At 64.3% G+C, this 11129-nt stretch carries 10 protein-coding genes; 3 read left to right on the top strand and 7 right to left on the bottom strand.

All coding sequences use genetic code 11. The annotated features are described in order from the left end of the window. Nucleotides 1–22 precede the first annotated feature (22 nt). Nucleotides 23–484, top strand: coding sequence for an ion channel (locus tag AB4120_RS26700; RefSeq protein ID WP_149139326.1), 462 nt, complete (start codon nt 23–25; stop codon nt 482–484). A gap of 227 nt (nt 485–711) precedes the next feature. Then, nucleotides 712–1527: a MipA/OmpV family protein gene (locus tag AB4120_RS26695; RefSeq protein ID WP_262389901.1), complete on the top strand. Its 816-nt coding sequence runs from the start codon at nt 712–714 to the stop codon at nt 1525–1527. 4 nt (nt 1528–1531) lie between these two features. Here AB4120_RS26695 and AB4120_RS26690 read toward each other — a convergent pair whose 3' ends face one another. Both AB4120_RS26690 and AB4120_RS26685 read right to left on the bottom strand, forming a co-directional pair. Further along, nucleotides 1532–2212, bottom strand: coding sequence for an alpha/beta hydrolase (locus AB4120_RS26690; protein ID WP_149138367.1), 681 nt, complete (start codon nt 2210–2212; stop codon nt 1532–1534). A gap of 58 nt (nt 2213–2270) precedes the next feature. Beyond that, nucleotides 2271–2582 (bottom strand): hypothetical protein, encoded by a 312-nt coding sequence (locus AB4120_RS26685; RefSeq protein WP_149138368.1) that lies wholly within the window; start codon nt 2580–2582, stop codon nt 2271–2273. Between the two features lie 212 nt (nt 2583–2794). On the opposite strand from AB4120_RS26685, the gene AB4120_RS26680 reads away from it, so the two are divergent. Then, nucleotides 2795–3016 (top strand): DUF2188 domain-containing protein, encoded by a 222-nt coding sequence (locus AB4120_RS26680; protein ID WP_144197672.1) that lies wholly within the window; start codon nt 2795–2797, stop codon nt 3014–3016. Nucleotides 3017–3047: 31 nt separating this feature from the next. On the opposite strand, the gene AB4120_RS26675 is transcribed toward AB4120_RS26680, so the two are convergent. From AB4120_RS26675 to AB4120_RS26655, 5 genes are all read right to left on the bottom strand, one after another. Beyond that, on the bottom strand, nt 3048–6536 hold the full coding sequence (locus tag AB4120_RS26675) for an ImcF-related family protein (protein WP_441643046.1): 3489 nt from the start codon (nt 6534–6536) through the stop codon (nt 3048–3050). A 1-nt stretch (nt 6537) separates the two neighbouring features. Beyond that, nucleotides 6538–7722 (bottom strand): hypothetical protein, encoded by a 1185-nt coding sequence (locus tag AB4120_RS26670; protein ID WP_441643045.1) that lies wholly within the window; start codon nt 7720–7722, stop codon nt 6538–6540. 3 nt (nt 7723–7725) lie between these two features. Further along, nucleotides 7726–7989 carry a PAAR domain-containing protein gene (locus tag AB4120_RS26665; RefSeq protein ID WP_149138371.1) on the bottom strand — a complete coding sequence of 88 codons (264 nt, stop codon included), beginning with the start codon at nt 7987–7989 and terminating at the stop codon, nt 7726–7728. A 44-nt stretch (nt 7990–8033) separates the two neighbouring features. Continuing rightward, nucleotides 8034–9044 carry a formylglycine-generating enzyme family protein gene (locus AB4120_RS26660; protein ID WP_441643044.1) on the bottom strand — a complete coding sequence of 337 codons (1011 nt, stop codon included), beginning with the start codon at nt 9042–9044 and terminating at the stop codon, nt 8034–8036. Nucleotides 9045–9122: 78 nt separating this feature from the next. Further along, nucleotides 9123–11129: hypothetical protein (locus AB4120_RS26655; protein ID WP_441643043.1), on the bottom strand; the 2007-nt coding region annotated here is incomplete at its 5' end.

The following is an 11129-nucleotide window of genomic DNA, read 5'->3' as shown; positions in this document are numbered from 1 at the left end:
CAGAAAACCACCCTTGCCGACTATGGAAGCCACGGCCTCCCCCTACCTGATTGCCATCCTGATCACGGCCACGCTGACCATCGTCTGCGTGGCCGTGCACTACGAAGCCCTGCGCCTGATCTCGGCCATGCACCCCCAGCACTGGAGCGGCAAGGTCAACATCGGCGTGATGATCCTGCTCATCATCCTGGCCCACGTGCTGGAAGCGGTGCTGTTCAGCACCGGCTACTGGCTCGGCGCGGACGTGTTCGGCATCGGCGAACTCAAGGGCATGCACGACCATGGGGCAGCGGCCTACGTTTATTTCTCGCTGGAGACCTTCACCACGCAAAGTATCGGCGACATCATTCCGATGGGCCAGTTGCGGCTGGTGGCGTCGGTGCAGCCGCTGGTGGGCCTGATGCTGATCGGCTGGTCCACCTCCTTTACGTTCCTGGTGATGCGGCGCGACTGGCGTACGGACGAACTGGCCGACCGCGACTAGCATGCGGCCACGGTGACTGGACGGTAGGTGGATGGTAGGCAACGGGGGCCGCCGCTGAAATCGGCGTCCTTCCTACACGCTTGTGGGATTCGAGGAAGTTGCGCGGGCGGCGCGCCGGTGAAAAGATGATTTGCCGTCATGCGAACCACAACAATCAACGGGAGGACCCTGACGTGTCCAGACATCCGGAACCCCACTCGCCGCTGGCGGGTTGGCTGACCGCGCTGATGCTCGCGCTGGCCCTGCTGCACGCACCGGCCGCCCGGGCGCAGACGCCCGCGCCGCTGGCCGAATGGCAGTACTCGGTGGGCGTGCCGCTGGTGGAAATGTTCCAGGGCCAGCCCGAGGGCTGGAAATTCCGGCTCGGCGCGGCCATGACCGTGCGGCCGCGCTACGACGGTGCGCACGACTACTACGTCTTCGGCGGGCCGACCATCGACATCCGCTACGCCGACAAGTTCTTCATGTCTACCGGCGAAGGGCTGGGCTGGAACATCGTCTCCAACGACCACTGGCGCGCGGGCATCGCCCTGACCTACGACCTGGGCCGCCGCGAGAAGAAGGACCACGACAACCTGGCCGGCATGGGCAATATCGGCATGGCGGCGGAGACCAAGCTGTTTGTCGATTACGTGGTGTCGAAGTCGTTCCCGCTGGTGATCCGGGCCAACGCGCGGCGCCAGTTCGGAGGCGCCAACGGCTGGATTGGCGACCTGGGCGCCTATATGCCGCTGCCGGGCAGCTCCGAGAAGTTCTTCTGGTTCGCCGGCCCGACCATGACGGTGGCTGATTCCGCCTACATGGGCCGCTGGTTCGGCGTGACGCCCGAGCAGGCGGCGCGCTCCGGCCACCCGGAATACCGCGCCAGCGCCGGCATCAAGTCCTATGGCGGCGGCGTCTCGGCCATCTGGTTCATCAACAAGCACTGGTTCGCCACGGCGGACTTCGGGGTATCGGCGCTGGTGGGCGATGCCAAAAACAGCCCGATCGTGCAGCGGACGACCAACCTGACCGGGGATGTCTCCGTGGTCTACCAGTTCTGACCGATCACCCCTGGGCCGGGCGCCGCAGGTACCCCTCCACCACGCGGCGCAGCCCCGGCAGCTTGCCGGTGAAGAAATGCCCGGCGGCCGGCAGGACCACCACGGGCAGCTCCTGTGGGCGGGCCCAGTCGAAGACGTTGATCAGCGGCACGCGCTCGTCCTTTTCGCCATGCACCACCAGCGTGTGGGCCGGCACGGGCGGGGTGTCGTAGGACAGCGTCTCGGACAGCGCGCCAGCCGGCATGCCGGTCAGGATCAGATGCTGGATCGATTCCGCCGCAGCGTCTCCCGCCGCCGTCAGCCGCGCCACCATCAGCGTCTGCACGAAGGCACCGAACGAGAACCCGGCCAGCGCCACCGGCAGGCCCGGATACTCGGCCTGCAGATGGCGTAGCACCGCTTCCACATCGGTGGACTCGCCGGGGCCGCCATCGTAGGCGCCCTCGCTCTGCCCCACGCCCCGGTAGTTCGGCCGCATCGTCACGAAACCATGGGCCTGGAGCGTGCGCGCCAGCAGTTGGGGGATCTTGTGCTCGGCGGTGCCGCCCTGCCCCGGGTGGGGGTGCGCCACCACGGCAATGCCGACGGGCGGGCCGGCGGGGGTGTCGAGCAGGGTTTCGATCTGGCCGGCGGGGCCGGCAATGAAGACGGGGGTGGAAGCTTGCGTGGTGTAGGCGGAAGACATAAAGCGGGGGCGACGGATGGATGTGCATCCGCAGCATACCCGCTCCCGGCGGGAACGATCAATGGTGGTGACTGGCCTTGACCACCGAGGCGATCTCCTGGCGCCGCACGCTGACCACGTCGTCCAGCTCCAGGCCCTCGGCCACGACCAGCATCTCGGCACCGCGCGTGATGGCATGAATCACGCCGTACCAAAGCTCGGGTCCGGCCACCGCCGTCAGGCGGACGCTGAACTCGGTTTCCATATCCTGGCTGCAAACCGTCACCAGGTCGCCGACCTCGGGCATGGCGGCCTTCTCCGCCAGCAGGGATTCCCGGGCCGCCACCGTCAGTGGCATCTGCGCAATGCCGCGCGCAAACCTCGCTTGCATGGCTGTGTCTCCTGCGCGTTGTTTTCCCTACAAGAATATATAGGGGCGCCCCGAAAAGGCACGGTAAACCGTCACGCCCCGGACACAAGCGATGCGCACGCCGCCCGTGCGGTGCTTCCCGGGTGGCGTGGGTGGCGTGTCAGACGGCGCCGGATTGTGCTCTGCGCCATGGCAGCCATAATGGAAGGATCATACGATCCCGGAGAACCATCATGCAGACCAACCTCCATGTCGTGCCGCACGGCTCCGGTTGGGACGTGATCCACGAGGGCGCCCGCTACGCCGAGTCGCACCATGCCACGCAGGATGAGGCCATCCAGGCCGGCACCGGACTGGCCCGGCGCCAGAAAGTGGAGTTGCTGATCCATGGCGTCGACGGCAAGATCCGCGAACGCGACAGCTACGGCCATGATCCGAGGGAGGTGGCTGGCTAGGTGGGGTCGGACCCACATCCGCAGGCTTCGACTATCCCTTCGGCACCGTCGCAGGAACGCTGCGCCCCAAGCCATGCGGGGCCCGTCCCACAAAGATCCGCGACGGCAGGACGAAGCCGCGTAGCGCCAGCAACTCCAGCGGTCCCTGCCCGACATCGGTGCGCATCAGGTATTTCACGGGATAGCCCATATCCGCTGGCGGTGATCGTCTGGCGGCGCGTGCCATCAGGCTTTCCGCATCGGCATCGGCGCTATCCGGCCCGGTGGCCGCCGCGCGCGTCTCCGGCATTCCATGCCAGGTCAACTGATAGGTCGCACTATCCAGTGGCTCGATACTCGCCCGCTCCAGCATTCGCACCCATCCCCAGTAGCCGCCAAACTCGTAGTGTCGGTTCGTGCCGGCGGCCTCGCTCTGCCATTGCAGGCGAGCACCCGGTTCCTCCACCGTATTGGCCGGCCAGCGCATGGCCTGCCAGCGCTCGCGCTGGTTGTAGTAGTGGAGCTTCTGACCATCCAGGGTCAGCACCGTTTCGGTCAGACCCGGAGACGGGATCGGCTTGACCTCGAAGCGATACTGGGGCTCGCTCTGCGCCATCATGTGGGCCGCCACACGCTGCAGAGCGTTCACTGCCCTGAGGAAGGCCGGGTCGAAGGCGAGTACCTCGCCCCCCGTCTGCCCGCCGGGCGTCACCGGTACCCATTGGTCGCCCTGCAATTCCAGCGCGCCGGCCAGATGGGTGCCGAGGAACGCCGCGAGCAACCCGGTCTGCGGATGCAGGAAGCGTGTCAGTTCCGTCAGCGAGGCATCATTGGCCGTGTCCGCAAAGGGGTAGCGCCCCGCGAACGATCGGCCCCACGCCGTGGCGATACCCTGCCGCCAGGCGTCGTTCAGACTGGCTTGCGCGGGTTGCAACACGGTTTGCATGGCCTGGGCGATGGGGCGCACGAACAGCACCTCGCCCATACCGGCCCATTCACTGCCAAGGCTGGCCGCCATCAACTGTGCATAGGACTGGGTATCGGCCAGCGCTGACGCCTTGCCCTGGAACAGCGCCTGCGCCATCTGCCGCGCCTGTGCATCGGCATCGGCGCTGTGGCTGATCTGTTGCAACCGTAGCCGCAGCGCGGTGGCGCGGTCGAGGAAACGTTGGAGGCTCAGGTCGTCGTTAGTGCCCGGAGCCTGAGCCGTCAGCCGCAGCACCGGGCCGAAGGCGGCGCCAAGCGGCCCTGCCGGATCTGGCTGTGCGGCCTCGGCCCCCGCCGCCTTCCTGCCGAGCAGATCCTGAGCCCTGGCCACGAGCGTATCGGACAGCGAATCCTTGCGCGCGCCAGCACCACCCTGGTTGGCGAGTGATTTCATCAACGCGATCACCGGCGACTGACGTGCATCGGCCATCAGCTTGAGTTGGTCGATGGCTGCGGGAAGCGTCGGCGCCTGCGCCCACTGCATGCTGTTCATGAAGCCGCGCCAGTGGTCCGCATAGTCCGCAAAATACTGTTCGGTCAGCGCGGCCTGCAGGGCCTCGGGCGAGCGGCCCGCGGGCTGTGGCGCGTCCTCCGGCCTGCCGTCGGTCAAGACCCAGTCGCTGGCGACCGTCGTGCGGCTGGCAGCCGTCTCGATCGCGGCGGCGATATCGCCCTCGTAGGCCTGGCGGGTGAAGACGCCGGGCACGCTGGCCGCTGTCCGGACCAGTCCGCGGGCATCCGTGCCGGGGGTCAGCGAGGCCAGGGTCTGGTCTGGGTACTTGCCGTCGAAGCCATCGAGAATGCCCTGATAGATCGCACCCACGGCATTGCGCTCGCCGATGACCGCCAGCAGCGTCTGGCGCGCGCCCGCCACCAACTCGGGCCGCGGGAGGATGCGCCACCCCGGATGGGCCGGCAGGTACTGCGCGTGAAAGCGGAACAGCCGTTCGGCAAGATCCTGCTGCGCGCCGGGCGTCAGCCGCGCGTCGGTAGACCAGTGGCGCGCCAGCTGCGGCGCCAGAAACTCCGGCTCGGCCCGCTCGGGGTGGGCCAGCATCAGGTAGGTCTTGAGCCCTTGCCGACCGTCGAGCGCCCACCGGCTGGTCTCCTCGTCCAGCGCGTTCGTGCGCATCTGCGCCAGGTCGGCCAGCGAGGCTTCCAAATCTTGCTGCACGGGCAAAGTGAGCCACTGGCGGCTGGCCTGCGCATAGGGCTTCCACAGCGCTTCCAGCACCGTCGCATCACGGTTCAGGCCAAAGCGCGTCGCGATGGGCGCATGATGTTCGGTGCGATCGACGTAGCGCTCGATCTGCTGCTGCAGGGCGAGCAGCGCGTGCAGGCGGGCGGCCGAGTCAGGCGCCGACCGGAGGCCGTCGATGACCTGCTGTGCGGCATGAATGTCCCGCCCGTTATGAATGCCGGACGCCAGCATGCCGGCGCTCCACAGGCCGATGGCCGCTAGGGCCACCACCGACAACACCGTGGCCGGATGCCACCCCATGCGCCGCCCGGCATGGCGCCTTGCGGCTGCGCCGATGTGTTGCCAGAGCGGCAGGTCGATGCCGGCCTCGCTCTCTGCATCGCCAATCGCTGCCGGATACCGCGCAAACACGACGCCGCGCAACGGGATGCGCCGCCGGTGGCGGTTCACCCATCCCCCTACCCAATCGGCAATGGCCGTGGCGCGGGTATCGAGACGAGCGGACAGTTCGGCCATGTGGCGATGGCGGGGGTTCTGAATCAGTTGCTCGATGCTGTGATCCGATAGCCGGTTGCGCAGGGTGGTCAGTGCACGCCTGACGGCATCGGCATCCCATCGGCGCGGCAACTCGCAGCCGACTGGCGCGCTATCCCCGTCGGGAGCGGCATTCTCCTGCGCCACATCGATCAGGAAAGCCGGTGCGGACCAGCGCAGTGTCTCGGCGATGCGGGCGAGGGTGAGGGGATGGGGATGCGTGATGTGGCGTTGCGACGGCAGTTCAGCTTCGCCGTTGGTGACGAGCAGCACAGCATCGATGGGACGACGGCGATGAAGTTTATAGAGCTGCGTGAGCCAGGCGATATCCGGTTGGCCGTCCTTGCCTGCCTTGCTCCACAGCAGCACCGCATCAGGGGTGATCAGCCAGCCTTGTCGGTCCAGTCCGGGAACCAGCCGGCCGACTGCCGCGTCGTCCCCAGTCAGCAGTAGCCACGGCAGGGGGTCACGCCAGCGGAAGCCCCTCTGCGCGCGCAGCACTGCCCGGAGTTCTAGCAGATTCTCTACCGCCGACGCAGTGCCGGCCTTAGCCTCCATGATTGCCTCGCTGGCAGCCTCGGGGGGCTCCAATCCCTGCGCTTTAGACGCCTGCTGAACTTCGCGGCGAACCAGTCGCCGCCGAAACAATGCAACAACGGCCCACATCAACGCGCCCAAACCTATGGCTGCAAGCGCTACACGATGCTCAGTCAACCAAGGACGGATCTGACTGGCCTCCACCGAGAGGCCGACGTAGATGGCTGCCGCAACGAACGCGCCCGCAAGAATCAGACATCGTCCCAGTGTGTAGCTTCGCAATTCACGCTCCTCCAGGCTGTACCGGCGCGACCACGCACAAGTGCACGCGCTCCGCGTCGGAGTCCCGCCACGCGACCAACTGATGCGTCTTGCCGTGCCGTGCTGCTTCCAGTGCAAGGGCAAGGGCCATCCATCCGCTGACGGGCCCCGGGACGCCCAGCGCGTCTTCCAGCTGAATAACCGTCTGGCTATCCGCGCCTCCGGTGGATAGCGCGCTTAACATCGCGGCACCGCACGCCCGATTCAAACCGCTTGACCAGACTTGTTGCAAGCTGCCGGGCGCGACCTGCATGTTCAACATCGTCGAAACATCATCGACCATGGCAGAGGATTGCGATGTCATGGGCCGACAGATACGTCCTGCCAACTCCTCAGGCTGCGCGCCAAACACTGAGCGACCGGCCGTGCGGGGACTCAGCAGTATTGCCGCGCCACCTTCGCTGAAGGTGTTCTCGCCGGCATCTGCCCAGATCTGCGCGGCAACAATCAGCTGTGCGGGCATCTGATCCTGACCGAGATTGGCTTCCAGTCGCGCCACGCAGCTTGTGGCGTCGGCAACGCGGATGTCGCAAGCGATCCCAGGCAATGCTTCCACCAGCAGGCGTCCGCTCTCGGCTTTCCATTGGGCCGCGCCCGCCTGTGATGTGCCATCCAGGATCAGCACGACCTCAAGGGACCGAACATTGGCCAGATCATCGGCAAACCGGTCCACCACCAAACCAAGGAGTCGATCCCGCCGGATGTCGGCCTTGTCCTTCTCGCCCCAGTAGAAGCCGACCGAGCGTTGCAGGTTCACCGGCATGGCCACCTCACCCGCGACAAGCTGCTCCGCCGTTTGAATGGTTGGCAGAAACGCGACTGCGCGCACTGCCCCCAGATGATGTCTGGCCCACGCACGCCAAAGTGAAGCCAGCCGCGTCGCCTCCCGCTCGCTCTCTTCGGCAACGACTTGCTTCCGCTCCCACCGCGTGAGGATCATGCCGAATAGCACTGCGCAGACGCTGGCGGGGGCACCGACCAGAAGCAGCCAAAACTTCGGCGTGTGAGTCGATCTGTCTTGCGGCCAGAACAGTAGTACGGCTGCTGCGCCAATCCCCATGATCACGACGAGGATGGGCAGCCATATGTGTAGCTTGAGCGCTTCCGGTCGCTGACGCGGCGGAACGCTGGGGATGGACCACGACATGGATCAACCGGCTGAAAGTGTGGAGTGCGTGGCGAAGATCGTGCATCCGCACGCCGATTTGCAGAGATGGGTGACCAGACGTTTCCCATCGGAAAACATGGTTTCATCAGCCTCGATGATCGGGTTCACGCCATGCCCTTCCCGTGGGCAGTACACGAGATCACCAAGGAGCGCCGCGCGCTTTCCGCCTTCGAAAATGGTGGACGTTGCTGTCATCACATAGCCGCCATGATCGGTCGGATCCCCTTCAAATACGATTGCATTCATGATTTCTCCTCGGTTCGTGGATGGGAAGACGCTGGGCGATGGGGTCATTGCGGCTGTGCGATAGCGTGGTCGATGTTTGCCACACAGCGAACAGTGTGCGATACGTTGAATCCGGGTCCAATGGCGCCCGTTCGGATGTCTTTCCCAGTCATCATGGGATCGCGCTTAAAGCGCTTGATGTTGAGGCCAGAGATATAGTCGCCCCCCGAATATCCCCGAATTGAACGCAAGGATCCGGTCGGCGGCCCCTTCGGATCGTGCTCCGGGCTTACGCGGTACCAGTCCTCGTCATACCAGTCCTGCATCCACTCCCATCCGTTGGCGTTCATGTCATATAACCCGAGCGGATTGGGTGGAAAGATCCCGACCGGGAACAGCATGGCCCGGAGGGCATAGGAAGGTTCATGAGGGCGGGTCCGAACCACCGGCCTGAGCTTTTCCTTTTGCTCATCGGAAGCCATGTTGCGGCCCTTGTCCATATGCCCGTTGTCCGTCGCCCAGAGGAAGTTCTGGCCACGGCTACGGGCGGCGTATTCCCATTGCGCTTCGGTCGGCAGGCCGAAAGGCACGCCGGTCTGCTCGCCGAGCCACTGGCAATAGTCCCTGGCCTGCTGCCAGTACATGCCGGCCGGTACCAGCGGATGGCGGTAGGCGCCCTGTAGCGACTCGTAACCCGGGTCCAACTCCATCCCCGCCCGGGGTCGCCCGGTGGCGTCGGCGAACACGTCGTACTCGGCATAGGTGGTCTTGAACCGGGCAAGGTTGTAACCCGTCAGCGTGACTTTGAAGGGCGGTTTGTTATCGAGTCCGCTCGTGTAGTACAACCCCTCCGGGGTCCACCCGAGCCCGAAATCGCCCATCATGAAGCTGCCGCCTTCGACCCGGATCAGGTCCTTCAGCACCTTGCGCTTGAGCTTTGCTATGCGTTCCTCGATGCTGCCTTCCGTCAAGGCCAGCAGCTCAGCTGTGAGTGCCGGAGGCTGATGCAAGATCGGCGCGTCCTCGCCCGGGTCTTCCGACATGATGGGCTGGCGTGGTGGCTGGACGTCGGCCAATGCTGAGGCCTGCACTTGAGCGGCCCCGAGGAGGAGTGTCAACGCGGCAGCAATGGATACTATCGTTCTGAAGTGCATTCAAGCCTCGCTGGTGTAATAGGCGTTCCAACCGGTGGACGCAAAGAAGGGATGGTCGTTCGCGCCCCGCAGCGCTTCGTAGGCCGGGGAAGTCGCGTCGGCCAGCGCGTAGCCGCGTGGCACAACATCCATCAGATGATTGGCGAAGGCCTGATACCAGCCATCGAAATCGCCATTCATCGCAAGCTTTTCCAGGGCATCGAATTCCCGCAGATAGGGCGATTGATAGACCGGAATATCGATGTCGCGAATGGCTTCCGTCTTGAAGAACGCCCTCAGCTTCGCCCGATTTTCTGCGATATCGCCCTTTGCTCCGCTCCTGCCCACATGCTGGATGATGTTCTCAAGCTCGGGCTTGGATACGGCGGTCTGGATAACGGCCAGCACCGCCTTTCGCTGAGGCCCCAGATAGTTGTCGCCGGCCATCGCACCGCCAGCCACCACATCCGCGTAGCTATGACGCGTCAGTTGATAGATGAGCATGCCCTTTGCCTCGGGCGTGACATACCTCAGTGAATCTGGATTGCCGAGGATACGGTTGGCCATTTCCAGCCTGGCGTTGGCCTTCTGCATGTCCTCGTCGACCTTTGCAACGATTCGTTGAATTTTCTCAGAGGGATCCCCGTAGTAGCTCTCGATTGCGCGGCCGGTTTGCACCGCCAGGAACTGAATACCCTTCAGCGCTTCGAAGGCATCTTCATCGATAATCTTCAGATTCTTGAACTGCCAGTACGCGATGTTGTAAAACAGGCAGCGGAAGAACCGCACCATTTGCTCAGCTCCCACCGCAAAATCCAATCCGCCTTCCGCACCCACGCCCACACACAGGCTGGCGTGCGCCCTGAGTCGAAAGATTCCGCGGGTGTATTCAATCTTGAACTTCGCCCCTGCCCCAATGCCGGCCATTCCCCCGACGGTAGGCGCGATACTCGCAATGCTGGCGAATTCCTTCTTCTCGTCCTTTGGATCCCGCCATTCGAGCTCGCCCGTCAACGTGCCATTGGCTTTCACCCCCGCGAACGCACTGGCGGAGGCATCGAGCGTGGCAACGTCGGCCTCGTCATTGGTATTGATCGACACCGTTTGCTTCCTGCGGGCCTTCTTGTCTTTGCGGCCACGCTTGCCGGCCGCTTTCGGCATGTTCTTGTCCAAAGGCGAGACTTCGATCTTCATGGCCAGTTCGGCGGCAATGCTGGCGCCCACCACGCCCGACACCTCCACGGTGACCCGGCAACGGGCCGCAATCAGCTTGAATGTCCTGCCGTCGCCATCAGTAACGGTCCACAACCAACCGTCCTTGCGTGGAAAGAAGAGGTCGAGCTTCGCCTCAGCCTTGGCAAAGTCCACGGCGGCGTGACCCTCGGCCTTGACGCTGAGGCGGCGATCCATCATCGACATGTCGCCGTTGAGACTGCCGCCATAGGAGAAGCGCATCAGCTGGGCACCCGCGCCAAGCTCGATGTCGGCAATCTGCGCCGCGTCGTATGAAGCCGATCCGTGCCGTTCAAGCTGATGCGCCTGGTTCCAGTTATCTGCCCACTGGCCCAGCGTGATGCTTGCGCCACCCTCCAGATCTTCGCCAAACAGCGTTTTGGGCGTGATGGTGGTCTGTTTGGCGACCTGCTCCTTCACATAGGTGCGCAGCTTTGCCTTGTCCAGGCTCCGCTTCCCGTTATTTCCCTTTTGGTAGACCTCGGACCATTTGGTCTTGTCGGTATCCTTGAACTTCGGCCATTTCGGTTTCAGCTTGCCGGACTCCACGTAGACCAGTTTCTCCGGCATTGTCTTTGGCCACTTCGCGAACTGCCGCAGGCCATCCGCGGATTTGACCGACGCAATCTTTTTCTTGAACGATCCCTCGTCGAAATTTCCCTTCGTATCCTCTGCTGCCTTCCTCCGTTGCTCCTTCCGGTTGTCATGCTTCAAGGCGATCAACTCGACAAGCTTCTTGCCGGCCCCGGCTGCGCTCTGCTTGTCTTCCTTTGGCTTCTCAGGCGCATCGGATGC

It is taken from the genome of Cupriavidus sp. 2KB_3 (genome assembly GCF_052115685.1).
GTDB lineage: Bacteria > Pseudomonadota > Gammaproteobacteria > Burkholderiales > Burkholderiaceae > Cupriavidus > Cupriavidus campinensis.
This window is presented reverse-complemented; position numbering and strand designations above follow the sequence as displayed.